General features: G+C 32.0%; 21 protein-coding genes. 14 read left to right on the top strand and 7 right to left on the bottom strand.

The genetic code is table 11. The features are described from left to right. The first annotated feature begins 16 nt into the window (after positions 1–16). From WDZ98_RS09160 to WDZ98_RS09120, 9 genes are all read left to right on the top strand, one after another. Entirely contained in the window at positions 17–859 is an 843-nt protein-coding gene (locus WDZ98_RS09160) for a hypothetical protein (RefSeq protein ID WP_368060978.1), read from the top strand. Further along, the gene (locus WDZ98_RS09155; RefSeq protein ID WP_368060303.1) at positions 856–1,536 is read left to right on the top strand and encodes a hypothetical protein; all 681 of its coding nucleotides are present in this window, start codon (positions 856–858) and stop codon (positions 1,534–1,536) included. Before WDZ98_RS09160 ends, WDZ98_RS09155 begins: the two co-directional genes overlap by 4 nt. 3 nt (positions 1,537–1,539) lie before the next feature. Next, entirely contained in the window at positions 1,540–2,160 is a 621-nt protein-coding gene (locus WDZ98_RS09150) for a hypothetical protein (RefSeq protein WP_368060305.1), read from the top strand. Continuing rightward, entirely contained in the window at positions 2,157–2,669 is a 513-nt protein-coding gene (locus WDZ98_RS09145; RefSeq protein ID WP_368060307.1) for a hypothetical protein, read from the top strand. Before WDZ98_RS09150 ends, WDZ98_RS09145 begins: the two co-directional genes overlap by 4 nt. A 155-nt stretch (positions 2,670–2,824) precedes the next feature. Further along, complete coding sequence (locus tag WDZ98_RS09140; RefSeq protein ID WP_368060309.1) at positions 2,825–3,907, top strand: histidinol-phosphate transaminase; 1,083 nt, start codon at positions 2,825–2,827, stop codon at positions 3,905–3,907. Further along, entirely contained in the window at positions 3,904–4,740 is an 837-nt protein-coding gene (locus WDZ98_RS09135) for a cobyric acid synthase (RefSeq protein WP_368060311.1), read from the top strand. Before WDZ98_RS09140 ends, WDZ98_RS09135 begins: the two co-directional genes overlap by 4 nt. Beyond that, positions 4,740–5,711: a cobalamin biosynthesis protein gene (locus WDZ98_RS09130; protein WP_368060747.1), complete on the top strand. Its 972-nt coding sequence runs from the start codon at positions 4,740–4,742 to the stop codon at positions 5,709–5,711. Before WDZ98_RS09135 ends, WDZ98_RS09130 begins: the two co-directional genes overlap by 1 nt. After that, positions 5,704–6,429 (top strand): adenosylcobinamide-GDP ribazoletransferase, encoded by a 726-nt coding sequence (gene cobS / locus WDZ98_RS09125; protein WP_368060313.1) that lies wholly within the window; start codon positions 5,704–5,706, stop codon positions 6,427–6,429. Before WDZ98_RS09130 ends, cobS begins: the two co-directional genes overlap by 8 nt. Then, positions 6,426–7,010: an NTP transferase domain-containing protein gene (locus WDZ98_RS09120; protein WP_368060315.1), complete on the top strand. Its 585-nt coding sequence runs from the start codon at positions 6,426–6,428 to the stop codon at positions 7,008–7,010. The genes cobS and WDZ98_RS09120 overlap by 4 nt, the downstream gene beginning before the upstream one ends. Here the strand turns inward: WDZ98_RS09120 and WDZ98_RS09115 are convergent. Both WDZ98_RS09115 and WDZ98_RS09110 read right to left on the bottom strand, forming a co-directional pair. After that, entirely contained in the window at positions 6,993–7,190 is a 198-nt protein-coding gene (locus WDZ98_RS09115; RefSeq protein WP_368060317.1) for a 30S ribosomal protein S27e, read from the bottom strand. The two genes, WDZ98_RS09120 and WDZ98_RS09115, sit on opposite strands and share 18 nt — an antisense overlap. Further along, positions 7,187–7,468 carry a 50S ribosomal protein L44e gene (locus tag WDZ98_RS09110; protein WP_368060319.1) on the bottom strand — a complete coding sequence of 94 codons (282 nt, stop codon included), beginning with the start codon at positions 7,466–7,468 and terminating at the stop codon, positions 7,187–7,189. The genes WDZ98_RS09115 and WDZ98_RS09110 overlap by 4 nt, the downstream gene beginning before the upstream one ends. A gap of 118 nt (positions 7,469–7,586) precedes the next feature. Here WDZ98_RS09110 and WDZ98_RS09105 point away from each other — a divergent pair, with 118 nt between their 5' ends. The 4 genes from WDZ98_RS09105 (at position 7,587) to WDZ98_RS09090 (ending at position 12,600) form a co-directional block, all read left to right on the top strand. After that, positions 7,587–9,302 carry an adenine deaminase gene (locus WDZ98_RS09105; protein WP_368060749.1) on the top strand — a complete coding sequence of 572 codons (1,716 nt, stop codon included), beginning with the start codon at positions 7,587–7,589 and terminating at the stop codon, positions 9,300–9,302. 44 nt (positions 9,303–9,346) lie between these two features. Continuing rightward, entirely contained in the window at positions 9,347–10,966 is a 1,620-nt protein-coding gene (gene thsB, locus WDZ98_RS09100) for a thermosome subunit beta (RefSeq protein WP_368060321.1), read from the top strand. 40 nt (positions 10,967–11,006) lie between these two features. Beyond that, the gene (locus WDZ98_RS09095) at positions 11,007–11,873 is read left to right on the top strand and encodes an ROK family protein (protein ID WP_368060751.1); all 867 of its coding nucleotides are present in this window, start codon (positions 11,007–11,009) and stop codon (positions 11,871–11,873) included. Between the two features lie 118 nt (positions 11,874–11,991). Continuing rightward, positions 11,992–12,600 (top strand): hypothetical protein, encoded by a 609-nt coding sequence (locus WDZ98_RS09090; RefSeq protein ID WP_368060976.1) that lies wholly within the window; start codon positions 11,992–11,994, stop codon positions 12,598–12,600. Here the strand turns inward: WDZ98_RS09090 and WDZ98_RS09085 are convergent. The 5 genes from WDZ98_RS09085 to WDZ98_RS09065 are packed head-to-tail and all read right to left on the bottom strand — an operon-like array spanning position 12,597 to position 16,109. Beyond that, positions 12,597–12,857 (bottom strand): DUF2024 family protein, encoded by a 261-nt coding sequence (locus WDZ98_RS09085; protein ID WP_368060325.1) that lies wholly within the window; start codon positions 12,855–12,857, stop codon positions 12,597–12,599. The genes WDZ98_RS09090 and WDZ98_RS09085 overlap by 4 nt on opposite strands. 13 nt (positions 12,858–12,870) lie before the next feature. Continuing rightward, positions 12,871–13,230: a hypothetical protein gene (locus WDZ98_RS09080; RefSeq protein WP_368060753.1), complete on the bottom strand. Its 360-nt coding sequence runs from the start codon at positions 13,228–13,230 to the stop codon at positions 12,871–12,873. 8 nt (positions 13,231–13,238) lie between these two features. After that, entirely contained in the window at positions 13,239–14,762 is a 1,524-nt protein-coding gene (guaA, locus tag WDZ98_RS09075) for a glutamine-hydrolyzing GMP synthase (RefSeq protein WP_368060327.1), read from the bottom strand. A gap of 4 nt (positions 14,763–14,766) precedes the next feature. Continuing rightward, complete coding sequence (locus tag WDZ98_RS09070; protein ID WP_368060329.1) at positions 14,767–15,336, bottom strand: hypothetical protein; 570 nt, start codon at positions 15,334–15,336, stop codon at positions 14,767–14,769. 35 nt (positions 15,337–15,371) lie between these two features. Beyond that, positions 15,372–16,109, bottom strand: coding sequence for a 6-hydroxymethylpterin diphosphokinase MptE-like protein (locus WDZ98_RS09065; protein ID WP_368060331.1), 738 nt, complete (start codon positions 16,107–16,109; stop codon positions 15,372–15,374). Between the two features lie 34 nt (positions 16,110–16,143). Between WDZ98_RS09065 and folP the strand changes: the two genes are divergently transcribed. Then, positions 16,144–17,010, top strand: coding sequence for a dihydropteroate synthase (folP, locus tag WDZ98_RS09060; protein WP_368060333.1), 867 nt, complete (start codon positions 16,144–16,146; stop codon positions 17,008–17,010). Positions 17,011–17,034: the final 24 nt, after the last annotated feature.

Below are 17,034 nucleotides of genomic sequence, written 5' to 3'. Positions count from 1 at the left end.
GAGGATTTTTACCCTAATGAAAACTAAACCCGTGATAATCATCGGAATAATTGTTATTATTGCAATTTCTACAACCTACGTTTCTCTTGCATATAATCAGGAAATTAAACTAGCTACCGGAATGATAACTAGTGATGAAAATCCTCAACCTCAAAAAATCTTACCTGACCCAATTTGTTTTGTTGTGGATAGGGAAACTTCTGGTGAAACTGAAAGTGGTGTTACTCTCGATACCTGTATCTCATTAAAACAATTTGAGGAAATGGGGTGTACCAAACCAATGCTTGAGCATCTTTCCAGACACTCAAATATTTTGGATTTTGAGTCTGATGGAGGATATTATCTAGATTTTATTGGCTTACCTGATGGAATGTCTAAAGAAAAATTTGAAGAATGTTGGAATGTGATTCTTGAAAAACGTACAACAAGAGAATTAGAAAACAAAACAGATTCTGGTTCATATGAATTAGATGAAGCATTATGTTCAGGAGGTCGAGGTTTTATACGGAATGATAAATGTGAAAGAATTGGAAACTATGACCTTCAAACAGGAATACCGATAGTTGAAAACAAAGTGCAATGTGATTTGTTAAATGGAACTTGGTATGATGATAAAAAATTATGTGATTCCAAATATGCTCCTATAGAATACAGACTCCAATTTGGTTATTCATTTTTGGGATATGATGTACCTCAAATTTGTACATATGACATGATGATCCATCTTGCTAGACACTCAAGTATGTTTGAGAATGGAGCAGAATATGGTATTGAAGACATTGGATTTGGATTTCCCCAATCAGAATTTGATATTTGTGTGGATGAACTTTTAAAATTGAGATCAATGATGAGACAATGAAAACTGTGAATGGACTCTTTGTAATTAGTGTAATTCTTGTACCATTATTGCTAATTTCATTAAACTATTCTGAAATAGATGATTTTTACAAATATTCTGTTCCATTAAACAATGCCAAAATAATTCCAAACTTTCTTCTAAAACCAAATGAATTCCAAGACGTACAAGATGAAAAAGATTCTACGTGTTATACTACTCCGTCAATGAATCAATATTGTTACAAAAAACCAACAGTACATGACAAACAAGACAGAGATCACTTGACATCATTTATCACAGGAAATAACGGAATTAACGGTGAACTCCACTTTGATAGAGTCGGGTTGGAAGGAGGGATCTTTACAATAAAGAATATGAAACTAATTGACAAAAATACTGCACTGTTTACGTTTGCAGACAAGGACTATCGCATAGGAAACGAGAACAAAACAATTTATGAGATTACAGAAGACTTTGAATTTAACACAATCATTGAAAAATATGATTCTTTTATCACGCATTGCGGAAATTTTGATGGAACTGGTGCAACAATAGTTCAATATCTTGGAACTACAACAATTGATGGTGTTGATTATTTTCTGACATGGCATACAGTAATAGAGCCTGAAGATAGATTCGAATGCAAATATCCTCAAATCATACAGCACAGTTTGAATCATAATTTTCGAGAGTTGTAGAAAATGAAAACTAAGTTTCTTATAATATTTTTGATTGCATTATTGCCATTGTTTGGATTCATCAATAATGCACAAGCTCTTTCTTGTGCCTTACCTCAGCTTGGTACCGAGTATGATAACTCTGATTATGTTTTACATGGCAAAGTTTTGGACAAAAACTATTACGCTTGGGACTCTAGAATGCCTGTAGTAACATTTGAAGTATTAGAATCGTTCAAGGGGGATACGAGTGGGCAAATTTCTGTTTCAGTTAATGAGAATTGGGATTACAAGTTTGAAAATGGATTTGAATATGTCATATTTGTGCAGAAAACCGAATCATCCCTTGAGATTGACCAGTGTTCTCCAGAGTTTCTAGCATTTCCAAGTGTTGTGGAAATAATTCGTCAGGTATCAATCTCTGAGGGAGATATGAGATCTGCTACTTCTAACATATTCTATGAATCCCTGACAGAGCAAGAAAAACTAGAGTTTGAATCAATCAATAACTTGATTCAAGAAAAAAGAGTTGAGAGATGGGATTCAGGTAGTATTCAAATGCAACTTACTATTATCGCATTTCTATTGCTTATTCCAATCACTGGCGTGTCTGTGTTTGTAATCTTTAGGAGAAAGAAAAAATGAAAACTAGACTATTGATAATAATTATGATAGTATTTGGAATAATTATTTCAGGCATTACTGTATATCTTTTTGATCAAATGTATGACTGTCTATATCCACCTTTATGGATGAAGACTCCTCGCTCGAGTTTTAATCATTGTTGGGAACTATTCCTAAACGGGCATCTTCCAGATTGGTCGGATGCCAGAGAAGACTATGCTGAAAAACAGGCTCACAAATTGACATTAATTGAACGTTACAAAGACAAACCAGAAGTTGTAGCATTTTATGCCAAATATGATGATGCCAACGTATCAGTACAAGATGCTCATGTATCATATTTTGCAGGAAATGATGATGATTTTCATGTTAGAATGAATCTGTATTTTGATGGCAGTTATGATCTAACTCATATGAGATTTTATTGTTGGATTGGAGATAAATTACAACATGAAGTAGCACAAGAGGATATTTTGAGCTATTTGAAAAATCCATATTGTATGACTTTATCTGAAGAAAATAAAAAATGAAAACTAGATTCTTGATGAACTAACCCACACTATATTTTTTTGAATTATTGTTAACTATCAACCAACTTCAAAAAATGTTTTGTCAATTAAAAATCACGCTCAGTACTTTTCTGGATTACCAAAACATACTAAATCGGCTAATTCTACTTGGAACTGTGAAAATAAGAGTAAAACCATCTATCATTAAACATGTTCCAGTAATACATGGTGGAAGAAATCCATTGTCACAACTTGATCCAGATATTATTGATTTTAGTTCTAATATCACTCCTATTGGAATTCCATCATCCGTAAAGAAAATCCTTAAAAAAAATATTGATAATATCAAAAATTATCCAGATTTTAGTTCCTCAATAGTTTTATCAAGTTTGAAAAAATATACTCAATTAGAAAAATCTAACTTATTAGTTGGGAATGGTGCCATTGAGATTATCTATAATTTCTGTTTTGCATTTCTATCTAAAAAAACTCCTGTCTTAATTCCAATTCCCACTTTTCAAGAATACGAAACAGCGGCAAAACTAAGTAATTGTAAAATATCCTATTTCAAAACTATGGATTTATCTAAAAATCTTAATTTATTTATTTCACAAATTCCAAAACATGGATGTGTATTCCTTTGTAATCCTAATAATCCTACGGGAAAACTTTTGTTGAAAAATCAATTACTTCAGATAATAAAAGCTTCAAAAAAACTTTCTACAATTGTATTTGTTGATGAATGTTTTATTGAAATAGTTCCAAAGTCAAATGAATCTATAATTTCGTATGTAAAAAAATACGACAATCTTTTTGTTTTACGTTCATTGACAAAATCTTTTGCGTTACCTGGAATAAGAATTGGTTATGCTGCCGCATCTAAGCAAATCATCAATATATTACAAAAAATCAAAATACCTTGGAGTGTGAATTCTTTAGCTCAAGACGCTGCAACTATTGCACTTGAAAATAAATCTCATCTTAAAAAATCAAATATAATAATTGACAGGGAATTAAATTATTTAAAAAATAAAATAAATAAATTAAATGGATTTGATTGTTATGATTCGTCTACAAATTTTATTTTAATCAAAACTAAATTTGACTCAACAAAATTACAACAAAAATTACTCAAATACAAAATCTTAATTAGAAACTGTAAAAATTTTAGAGGACTAGATAATCATCATATTCGTATTGCAGTTAAATCCCATAAAGATAATTTGAAACTTGTAAAAACATTGGAGATATTTTCATGAAATCCTTAATGATTCAAGGAACATCTTCGGGAGCTGGAAAAACAACGTTAGTAGCTGCACTTTGTAGAATTTTTTCAGATAAAGGATATCGTGTTACACCATTCAAATCTCAAAACATGTCAAATTTTGCATATATTACACCTGAATTTGAGATTTCTCGTGCTCAAGCTATTCAGGCTATTGGTGCTAGATGTGATATTATTCCAGACTTGAATCCTATTTTGCTCAAACCTGTTGGAAATTACAATAGTATTGTGTATCTGAATGGAAAACGCTACAAAAAAATGAATGCAAAAGAGTATTATGAAAAATTTGTTAATCGGGAAGGATTCAAAATTGTTTCAAATTCATTAAAAAATTTACAGAAAAATTTTGATTTAGTAATTCTGGAAGGTGCAGGTTCTCCTGCTGAAATCAATTTACAAAAATTTGATATTGCAAACATGAGAATTGCTCAAAAAGCAAATGCATCTGTCCTTTTAATTTCAGATATTGACAAAGGTGGATCTTTTGCTAGTCTCGTTGGAACCATGGCTCTAATTGAGAAACAACATCAAAAACTTGTAAAAGGTTTTATTTTTAATAAATTTAGAGGTGATGTATCTGTATTAAAACCAGGATTTCAAAAACTCAGAAATATTACAAAAATACCTGTTGTTGGCACCATTCCATTAATACCACTTGATCTACCTGAAGAAGACTCTCTTAATTCTAATCCTAAACATATTACTTGGACCAAGAAAAATATTTTAAAAATTGATAATGAATTAAACAAATTAGCAAAAGTTGTCAGATCAAATATAGATATGAAGTCAATTGAGAGAATGTTATGATGATTTTTGAATCTATACTTATAGTTGGTATTGCACTTTTTCTTGATTTCAAATTTGGAGATCCTAAAAATAAATATCATCCAACAGCTTGGATTGGAATATTAATTGCAAAACTTACACCTATTACAAAAAATGAATACCCTATAATTGAAAAATTTGGTGGTATTTTTATTATTGTGATTGTTTCAAGTCTAGTAATTTTACTACTTTTTATTTTGCAGATTGGAATATCGTTGATTTTAATTGATTATATTTCACTAATTGTCTCAATAATTATTGGTGGATTGCTGTTAAAGACTACTATTGCCATTCGTGGAATGGAAAAACATGCTAAGATCGTAATAAAATCGATTGATGAAGATAATCTTGACAAGGCCAGATCCTGCTTATCTATGATCGTAAAGAGAAACACCAAAAATTTAGATAAAAATCACATTATTTCAGGCGTACTTGAAAGCATAAGTGAGAATACAGTTGATGGAATTACGGGTCCTTTGTTTTATTATGCTTTTTTTGGATTGCCTGGAGCATTTGTTTACCGTGTAATTAACACTGCTGATTCAATGATTGGATACAAAACTGAAATCTTCAAAAATATCGGTTGGTTTGCAGCAACCTGTGACAGCATTTTAAATTACATTCCATCTCGACTTACAGGACTAATAATGATAATCTCATCTATTATCTTACAAAATAATTGGAGGGAATCATACAAGATAATGATGAGGGATGGTAAAAAAACTGAAAGTCGTAATGCTGGATATCCTATGGCTGCTTTAGCAGGAGCCTTAGAAACAAAATTTGAAAAAATAAATTACTACAAATTAGGTGATGGTGAAACCGCATTAACAAAAGAACATGTATTATCTGCAATTGCAATAATGAAACTTACTTCAATACTTTTCTTTGGAATAATTGTTATACCAATAATTTCTATTTTATCATTTATTGGATGGTGGATACATGCTTAAAGAAATTGGATCTATTTTTTCTTTTTTGACAATACTTCCATCATCAAATGCAACATTAGAAAATATTGCAAAATACATGTATCTCTTTCCTGTTGTAGGAATTGTAATCGGAGTTTTAATTGGTTCATTAGGTTTTGGTTTATCTTTTTTCTTAGATCCATTATTAGTTAGTTTGTTAGTTGTTGCATCTATTGCAATTGTTACTGGAATACATCATGCAGATGGATTAGCTGATTTTGCAGATGGACTTATGGTAAAAGGAACTAAAGATAGAAAACTACAAGCTATGAAAGATCTTTCTACTGGTTCTGCTGGAGTTGTCACCATTGTTTTGTATTTAGTTGGTTTAATAATCACAATCTCACTAACTAGTGGATTTGATCTGTTTAGAGCAATTCTGATTAGTGAAATATTAGCAAAATTCTCAATGGTGATGATGGCAAGTCTAGGTAAATCTGCTTCTTTAGGCTCAAATTCCCCTTTTGTAGAATTCATGAAAGATAAGAAAAAACTTTCAGCAGCATTCATCATCATGCTAATCCCAGTAATTCTGATTGGAGAAACTATTGGATTGATGATGTTCGGAGTTACTGTTTCTTTGACCTTGTTTTTATTAGCATTATCTACTCGTAGTTTTGGTGGTATTACTGGTGATGTACTTGGGGCTACTAACGAATTTACAAGATTAGCTTCTTTGATGGTATTTGTTTCATTATGATTGCACTTGTTATGGCAGGTGGTAAAGGAACTCGTATGAAATTAAATGATGAAAAATTATTACTCAAATACAAAAAACCTGTAATTCTTCATGTAATAGATTCATTAAAAAATTCAAATTGTTTTTCAAAAATATTATCTGTTACTAGTTGTAATTCACCAAAAACAAAAAAATTACTTGAAGAAAATAATGTTGAAACTTTTGATACGCCTGGAATTGGTTATGTAGAAGATCTAAATTTAGCACTTCAAACTTTTTGCGATGAATTTCTTGTCATATCTGGAGATTTACCATTATTAGATAAAGAAATAATTCAAAAAATAACAACCTATTATAATCCTCAAAAAAGTTGGACTAGCATTCTTGTTACTAACAAATTCTTAACTGCCCTTGGACTTGAATCTAATTATTCAGTTAATTTTAATAATCAAATATGTCACTATACTGGAATTTCATTAGTTAATGCGAAAAAAATCACTTCCTTAGAAAATTTAGTTGAAAATTATATTGTACTTGATGATAAGAGAGTTGCTTTTAATTTAAATTCAAAACAAGATTATGATTTACTCGGCACTACCTGATATCTTTCCATTTAATTGAGCTTTTGAACCTGTTGGTTCTGAGATAGTATTTCCACATGAATTACATGCTATTTGTGTTGATGCGTGAGAATAAACTACTTGTAGTTCACCACATTCATTACAATTGACTTTTTGAAATTTACTAGCTGGTTTTGGAATTTCAATATGATCTTTCTTCATGCTGCTATCAACTCAAATTTCTTAATTCGTATGCCTGGTTTATTGTATTTCTTTTTACAAACAGTACATGTCATAATAGGAGTAACTTTCTTTGTAACTTTGGCTGGTTTTGCTAGTTTTGGGAATTTCTGTCCACCGTATCCACGTTTACGTTCTGCATGTCGGCGTTCACCTCTTGCTGAACCACGTCTTTTTCCAGCCTTGTAAATGGAGACCTTTTGCTCAGTATGTGTTTTACATTTTGCACAATACTTTCTGATCACCTTAGGAATGTTCATATCAACAAAACCTTCCCAACCGTAATTTAAGCATTGAATCTATAATAGGCGCAAAATCTAATTAAAAATCGTGACTTCGAGCCTAGCAAATTCGATCTCGATTCTGAATTCTGTAGCTATGGGTGATAAAAAAGCAGATCTAATTCTAAAAAATTGTAATTTATTATCTGTATATACACGAGAAATAATTCCAAAAATTCAGATTGCTATTATCAATGATAGAATTGCATATGTTGGTCCTGATGCTACACATACACTTGGTCCCAAAACTACAGTACTTGATGTAAATGGAAAATATGTTGGTCCTGGTTTTGCAGATCCACATTTACACATTGATCAATTTGTATTGCCTTCAGAGTTTGCAAAAAAAGCTCTTCTATGTGGTGTTACTTCTCTTTTCTCTGATCCAATAGATGTTGTTAGCGTTGCAGGATATCGAGGTTTCAAAGAATTTCTTAAACTTGGAGAAGATCTTCCTGTTAGAATCTTCCAAGTTGTACCAGGAGGTCTTCCAGTTGATGCAAAATTTAGTAACAGTGATTCTTTATCACTGTCGCAAGAAAAATCTGCAATTAAACATCCTCACGTTCTAGGTTTAGGTGAAGTCTTTTCATGGACCAAAGTCACTCTTCGTGAACCTAAAACAATGAAATCACTTTTTGCAATGTTGGAATGTGATTGCATAATTAATGGACATACTGCTGGTGCAAGTGACAAAAAACTTAACGCGTATGTCTCATCTGGAATATTGTCTTGTCATGAGCCAATCAATTTTGATCAAGTTTTAGAAAGATTACGTCTTGGAATGTGGATAATGATTAGAGAGGGGTCAATTAGACGTGACTTGAAAGAAATAATTCCACGAGTTTTATCTCACGGTACATATCTTGATCGTTTGATGTTTTGCTCTGATGGCCTTGATCCGCTTGACATTGTCAAATTTGGTCATATAGATCATTGTATACGAGAATCAATAAAACTTGGCTTAAAGCCAATTGATGCTATTGCCATGGCATCAAAGAATAATTTTGATTATTATAACATGGGAAAAGATCTTGGTGGAATAGCTCCTGGAAAATTAGCCGATATCTTAATTTTTGATGATTTAAAATCATTCAAACCAAACAAAGTTTTCGTTGGAGGAAAACTTGTCGTTTCTGATGGAAAAATTGTTGGTTCCATTAAGAAAAAACCAATCTCACCGTGGATCAAAAAAACTGTTAAACTAAAAAAATTCACAAAAAATGATTTTCTCATAAAAACAAAAAAGAAAGAAATTACTGCAAATACTATCTTCATGCAAACCGAAATTATTACCAAAATCAATACTGCACAACTTTATCCAAAGGATGGATATGTTTCTGCTTCATTAGATTCTGATATCTGGAAGGTTGCAGCATTTGATAGAATTCACGGAACAAATAGACATACTATTGGATTTCTTGAAAATTTTGGTGCTGATATAGGAGCATTTGCTTCATCTTGGAGTTTTCATGAAAATGATATGATAGTTATTGGTTCAAATGATTCTGACATGATCATTGCTTCAAATCATATCATTGATAATCAAGGTGGATTAGTTGTTGTTAAATCTGGAAAAATTCTTGCTTCATTACCATTACAATTTGCAGGAATTCTCTCAACTGATTCATTTGAAAATGTAACCTCGAATTTTGAAAAAATAAATAATTCAATTGTTGATTCTGGATGTCATTTTTCTAGACCACATTTGATTCCGTTATTCTTACCATTTCTAGCACTACCATCTGTCAGAATTCTCTCAGGTGGGATAGTCGATGTGAAAAAACGCAGCTACATTTCGCCGATCAACTAAGTAATGTTAAAAAGGGGGATTCAGGGGATTGTAGCTGAATCTAAATGGCATCAATTCAACAAGGACCAAATGGACCTGTCTTAGTTCTCAAAGAGAGTGCATTACAACAAAAAGGCAGAGATGCTCAACAAAATAATATCGCTGCAGCAAAATTGGTTGCACAATTAGTTAGAAGCAGTCTTGGTCCTAGAGGTCTTGATAAAATGTTAGTTGATTCTTTAGGTGACGTTACAATTACAAATGATGGTGCCACAATTCTAAAAGAAATTGATGTTCAGCACCCTGCAGCTAAAATGATGGTTGAAATTTCTAAAACCGTAGATAATGAAGTAGGCGATGGTACAACATCTTCTGTTATTTTTGGAGGCGCATTATTAGCTAGAGCAGAAGACCTTCTCAAGAAGGATGTTCATGCCTCAACCATAATTGATGGTTATCAAGCAGCTGCTGATAAAACTCTAGAAATTTACTCACAACTAGCAAAAAAAATTCAACCTGATGATAGAGCATCTCTTATAAAAATCGCCACAACTAGCATGCAATCAAAATTAATTTCTGACGATAGTAGTCTGCTTTCAAAAATTATTGTTGATGCAATTCTTAGTATTGCAACCAAGAAAGGTGATAATTATTTTGTTGACCTTGAGAATATCAAAGTAGAAAAAAAGGCAGGAGGTTCAATCGATGATACACAAATTATCAAAGGAATTGTCTTGGATAAAGAAATTGTTCATAGTGGAATGCCTACCAAAATTGAAAAGGCAAAAATTGCATTAGTTAATTCTGCATTAGAAATTGAAAAAACTGAATTAAGTGCAGAAATTAGAATTACTGATCCAACACAGATGCAGATGTTCTTAGAAGAAGAAAATAGAATGTTGAAGACCATGGTTGACAAACTACATGATGTAGGTGCAAATGTGTTGATTTGTCAGAAAGGAATTGATGATATTTCACAACATTATCTTGCAAAGTATGGTATTATGGCAGTACGACGTGTCAAAGAAAGTGACATGATTAAACTATCTAAAGCAACAGGTGGACGTGTAGTAAGCAGTCTTGATGATCTTTCAGAAAATGATCTGGGTTTAGCAGATCTGGCTCAACAAAAGAAAGTTGAATCTGACAAGTGGGTTTTCATTGAAGGATGTAAACATCCACAGTCTGTTACATTGTTAATTCGAGGTGGTACACAAAGAGTAATTGATGAAGTTGATCGTTCAATTCATGATTCTTTAATGGTTGTAAAAGATGTAATTGAAAAGCCTGCAATTGTTGCAGGTGGCGGTGCTCCTGAAGCATACGCAGCATCCATACTCAAAGACTGGGCTGATAATTTTGATGGAAAAGAACAACTTGCAATCAAAAAATATGCAGAGGCATTAGAGACAATTCCATTAACTATTGCTGAAAATGCAGGCATGGATCCAATTGATACGATGGCTAATCTTCGCGCAAAGCAAAATCAAAATCAAAAGTGGACTGGAATTGATGCTAGAAACATGAAGATTGCAGATATGATGGCAATTAATGTTGTAGAACCAATAGTGGTTAAAGAGCAGATAATCAAATCTGCGACAGAGGCAGCATGCATGATTCTTAGAATTGATGATGTAATTGCCGTGTCTGGTGCTCCAGGTGGCGGTATGCCTGGAATGGGCTAAAATTCTAGTTAAACCTTAACTCTAAGAATTCTTGTAAATGATGTTGTACAAACTTGGTGTAGATTTAGGTGGCACTAAAATCGAAGCTGTTTTACTGGATGAAAATTTTGTTGCCCTTGAAAGAAAACGAATTCCTACTCCTCAAAATGATTATGACAAAATTTTAGGTGCTATGTCATCACTTGTTTTAGATCTATCTAAAAATATTTCAGATTTTACATTAGGCATATGTACACCGGGTGCAATTTCTAAACAAACTGGATTGATTAAAAACAGCAACACTCAGTGTTTGATTGGCAGATCTTTAAAAGAAGATTTGGAAAATAAACTAGACAAAAAAATTTCAATGGAAAATGACGCTAATTGTTTTGCCCTAGCCGAGGCTACATTGGGTGCTGCTGTGGATTTTGATTTAGTTTTTGGTATAATTCTTGGTACAGGTGTAGGTGGAGGAATTGTAATTAATAAAAAGATACATTCTGGAAGAACCAATATTGGTGGAGAATGGGGGCATCACACATTACATCGTAATGGAAATCCCTGTTATTGTGGTAAAACTGGATGTGTAGAGACTTACATTAGTGGACCTTCACTTGAAAACCAATGGACTTTACTTTCTGGAAAATCTCAACCTCTCCCAGAAATCCTTTCTAATATTGATAATGAAATTGGGAAAAAATGGAAAGATGATTTTTTGGAAAATTTTGGATATGGTCTTGCAAACGTAATTGATATTTTAGATCCTGATGTGATTGTTTTAGGTGGAGGTTTATCAAATATTGATTTTCTTTATACTGAGGGAAAAGAATTCGTTTACAGTAAAGTTTTTTCAGATTTAGTTGATACACCTATTTTGCAAAACAAATTAGGCGATTCAGCAGGCGTTTTTGGTGCCTGCATGCTTTGATCAACATTTCCTTTTTGGAATCTGTTTGTCAACAAAATGGTAATTATAGTTATAACCATTCAAATCAATGACTTTTATGGAAAAATTGGTTTCAAATATTATCTTTGGATTATTTTCAATGATTATGTTATTTCAAATAAATCAAGTTTATGGCGTTGAAGAATTACCTGTCGTCACTATTGATTTTCTTTCTGGTGATATAATCGATTTAGATAAAACCCAAATGATTCGCGCTAACATACAAATTCAAAACTATAATCCTCAGGATGGTTATCATTTTATGGAAATTATTCGATTAAGTGATAATGAAATCATAAAAAATACTGAAATTTTTCCCAAAGTCATAGATGATGAATTATACGGTGTTCAAATTTTACATTACCTTACGCCTGATTCTGCTCAGTCAGATCTAATTGGTGATTATGCATTAAGAATTTATTCTGAATTTGGTACTGGAGAGGCTGTCTCAACATTTTCTATTGTTAGCTCCAGTATGCCATTAAACATTACTCAGACTTCACTTGAAGAATTGATAATACCTGAAGAAGAATCTGTAGAAAATATTGTATCATTACAGAATGATTCAATCCAATCTGAATCTAAAATACCTTCTTGGGTACATGATATTTTTGTTTGGTATGCAGAAGAAACTATTTCAGAAAATGAATTACTTGCAGCAATAGAGTACCTTATTACACAAGAAATTATTAACGTAGATTCTAATTAATTTGGGCATCCTTCCATCTTGGAAATAGAATACCCATCTGTCATTATTTCGATTTCCATATCCTCTGGCACTGATTGTGTGTGACAAAATCTACATTCTTTAGTTGTAACTATAGAAGATTCTTCTCCGATTGATTTTAACCATTCTTTTGCAAAAGATATTGCTTTTTCTAAATTATCTGTATCAGTTACAACATCAAAATGCATAGTGTGTCCGTCTTTTGCTTTTACATATGTGTCAAATACGTGAAAATCCATACTATCCCTCTTATCAAGCATATTGATTTTTTATTTTTAAAATTTTCTCTATGACCGTCATTATCTCAGCATCTAATTCAATACTTATCAAAATTAATCCTGCTCCACCAATCGGTACAGTTACTCGATAAATTTTTCCATATTTTGCTAACGCAAATATTGGATTTCCAATTTTATCTGCTGTTTTTTTACGAGAAGACCAACGATATACTGCTTGAGATAAAGACATTTCAGTTTCTTCTCTTGATAAATAATTTTGTAGTCCTGGTCGCATTTTTTCATAAAGCTCTCCAAAATCATATATTCCTACATACCTGATCTTATCATCACATCCTAAAATTGCATCCGAAATTTTTTCATATTCCAAAATCATCACTATTTTTATTGTGGTTCAATTGTAGCTGGTGGTTTACTTGAAATGGCATAGGTTACCCATGTAACATCTTCAATCTCATTTGTTATTCTATTGCTCATTTTTTCTAATAATTCATGTGATAATCTGGTCCAATCTGCAGTCATAGCATCTACTGAATCTACAACTCTAATCATGACTATATTTCCATATCGACGTTCATCTCCCACCACACCTACCGCTCTGTCATCTCCTACTGCTGCGTATGCTTGCCATACCTTTTCGTACAATCCAGCCTCCATCAACTCCTCTTCAACAATTTTACTTGCTATTTTTGAAATCTTTAGTTTTGTTGGAGTAACTTCACCAATTATTCTAACAGCTAAACCAGGACCTGGAAATGGATGTCTCATGAAAAGTTTTTCTGGAACTTCAAGAATTTTTGCAATTTTTCTTACTTCATCTTTGTATAATTCTCTTAACGGTTCTAAAATTTCTAAATCAAGCCAATCTGGTAATCCTCCAACATTATGATGAGATTTTATCACGGCAGCTGGTCCTTTTGACACGCCACTTTCAATTACATCTGGATATAGTGTACCTTGAGCTAACCATTTGAATGGGCCATTTTTTTCCGCAAATTCAGTAAAAACATGAATGAATTCCTCACCTACAATTTTTCTTTTTTGCTCAGGATCTTTTATTCCCTTGAGTTTTCCAAGGAATGTGTTTGCTGCATTAACTGATGTAAAGTCAACTTTGAAATTATCTTTGAACATCTCTTCGATCTCTTTTTCCTCGTTTAATCTTAACAATCCATTATTTACAAAAACACATTTGAGTCTATTTCCAATTGCTTTATGAATAAGTAATGCTACTACTGTTGAATCAATACCTCCGCTAACGCCACAAAGAACATTTCCATCTATTTTTGTAATCTTCTCTACAGCTGAGTCTATGAATCCCTCCATAGTCCAGTCTTGTTTTGCTTTGCAAACTTTCAAAACAAAATTCTTTAAAATTTCAGTACCTTGTTCCGTATGTACCACTTCAGGATGAAATTGAATTCCGTAAATTGATCTTTCTTCTGATGCTATAGCTGCTGCCTTTGCCCCTTCTGTATGTCCTATTATTTTAAAGCCTTCTGGGATTTGCTCTGCTTCATCCCCATGACTCATCCATGCCCTAACTGATTGTCCAATTCCATTTAGAAGATCTTCATTATTGTCAATTGTTAGTAGTGATGATCCATACTCTTTGTTTGCTCTTTTTACTTTGCCACCGTATCTGTTTACGATTAATTGATGGCCATAACAAATTCCCAGCAATGGTAAATTCATCTCAAAAATTTTATCTTCTGGAGTGGGAGCATCAGAATTATAAACACTTGATGGCCCTCCTGAAAAAATTATTCCAGTAGGATTTAGTTTTTGTAATTCATCATAACTGATATCATAAGGTACAAGTTCTGCATATACAGAAAATTCTCTAATTCTTCTACAAATCAAATGACTGTACTGTGAACCAAAATCTAAAACTATGATTTTATCCATATCATCACTTGTTGATGTTCTCAAGCATTCGAGTTAATGACCATCCAGCTGTATTGATTAATTCATTTACTCTCTCTTTTTGTCTATAGTTTTTAATTATGATTTCTCTAATGTCGGTTCCGTTTTTGTTGATAATATAATCAATCATTGATTCTTTCTGGATTCTTCCATTTTCTGCCTCTACAGAGTCCTTCTTTTTCATTTCTCCAATTATTCTATCCAAAAAGAAGGATTTGAAAGGTGGAGTATCTGCATTGATGGTAATCCCATTATCTAAAATTATAGAAAGTTGATCTGGTGTAACATATGCATTGGCAATTATTTTACCATCGCTTCCTCTTTTAATTGGGATTGAATTCTCTACCTGTTTTTCTTCAATCTCTATTTTTCTCTCTATTATTTTTTTAATTCCTAATTGAGAAGCTTTTGTAAAACTAGAGTCTTTCAAGAATGAGTCTAAAATCACGATGTTTTTTTCTAATGTATCTATGCCTTGCTGATGCTTGTCAATTTGCTCGATCAAACTTTCTTTCAATGCAACAATTTCTTTAACTTGCTCCTCTGAAAATTTCATAATTTGATAAATCAATGATGGGTATTAAATGCATTCTAGGTAATTATGATATCCAGATCCTTGTATGATATTTTTTTGAATCCCTTGATTGCCTTGGATGTGGTAAATAATTCCGATTTTGTAATAGTCGATAGCCATTCTAAAAGCAATTCTCCTCTTTTTAATTTCTGTAATTTTATTTTCCTATCTATTTTTTTTGTTTTTGAAAATTTACCAATTCTTTTCCCAAAATCCATCCCAACTAAGATAATCTTCTTTGCCCCAAAATAATTTGCTAAAAAAACTCCTCTATCTCCATCTGTGAATCCTCCAAAATTTTGAATTTTATTAAATGGTATTGACTGTGTTGTTCCAATACAATTTTTAAACTGTTTTGCAAATTCTATTTTTTCTATATTGTCGCCATGTGCATGTACAACAAATATGGTTTTTGTCTTTGCAATTTTTTTTAATATGATTTCATCTCCATCTAAATCTGTAACAACAATATCTGGAATTATTTCATTTTCTACTAATACCTTTACTGAACTGTCTGCAGCAATTTTAACAACTTTTTTATGATTTTTCAATTTTGGAATTGCTTTTTGTAGTGACGGTCCAGAACCAATGACTAGTACTGTTTTTCCTTTCACTAGATTGATTATTTTTGTATCGACATCTGATTTTTCTAAAATTGCATCTAAAAGAAGAGCTGATTCTCTGTCTTTCTTTTCATCATAATTGAATTCTTTTAAAATCTCTGAATATCTCTTTTTCCAACCTAAAATCATCATATAACTCAAATTGAGTTAGTTTTTGATAAACCATGTGGCACAAATTGGGAAATTGAAAGTAGGTGGAAGTAATCCTGTTCGTATAATGGGAATTTTAAACACTAGTCGTGAATCATTTTACAAAAAATCTATCCAAGTTAGTAAGACTCAGATAAAAAATACTGTTAAAGCAATGGAAAATCAAGGTGCTGATTTTATAGATGTTGGAGGAATGTCTACTGCACCTTATCTATCAACACTAGTTTCAGAAAAAACTGAATCTGATAGAATTCTAAAAGCAGTTAAAATAATTCAAAATTTTACAAATCTTCCCATTTCTGTTGATACTTGTAGAGCTAATGTTGCAAAAGATGCCTTAGAGCATGGTGTTGAAATAATTAATGACATTTCTGGACTAAAATATGATAAAAAAATGCAACAAGTCATTTCGAAATTTACGCCATCATTAATTTTATGTGCATATGATTCAAAAATTGTCATTGGCAATCCTATAACAACAACTAAAAAACTTCTTAGAGACAGCTTACAGATTGCAAAAAAGGCTCACATCCCATCTGAAAAGATCGTCTTAGATCCTGCTATCGGATTTTTTAGAAAAACAGGAAAGGGATCATTTTTTACAAAAATAAAATCAGATTGGCTAGAAAGAGATCTATCCATAATTCAAAATCTGAATGCCATTAAACAAAACCATCCTATCTTGATCTCTGTTTCAAACAAATCTTTTTTGGGAAAAATACTAGAAAAAGAAAATCCGTCTGATCGATTATTTGGCTCTATTGCAGCTGAAGCTATTTCTGTCATGAATGGGGCTAATGTTATTCGTACTCATAATGTAGAAGCAACTAAAGATACTGTAAGGATCGCCTCTGAACTTACTAAACGACGCAAAGGCTTATAATCAATATTTTACTTTCTTAACAAG

The sequence above is a fragment of the Candidatus Nitrosopumilus sp. genome (assembly GCF_040878665.1).
In the GTDB taxonomy this organism is placed as follows: Archaea; Thermoproteota; Nitrososphaeria; order Nitrososphaerales; family Nitrosopumilaceae; genus Nitrosopumilus.
The sequence above is the reverse complement of the archived record's forward strand: the minus strand, read 5'-3'. Positions and strand labels throughout refer to the sequence as shown.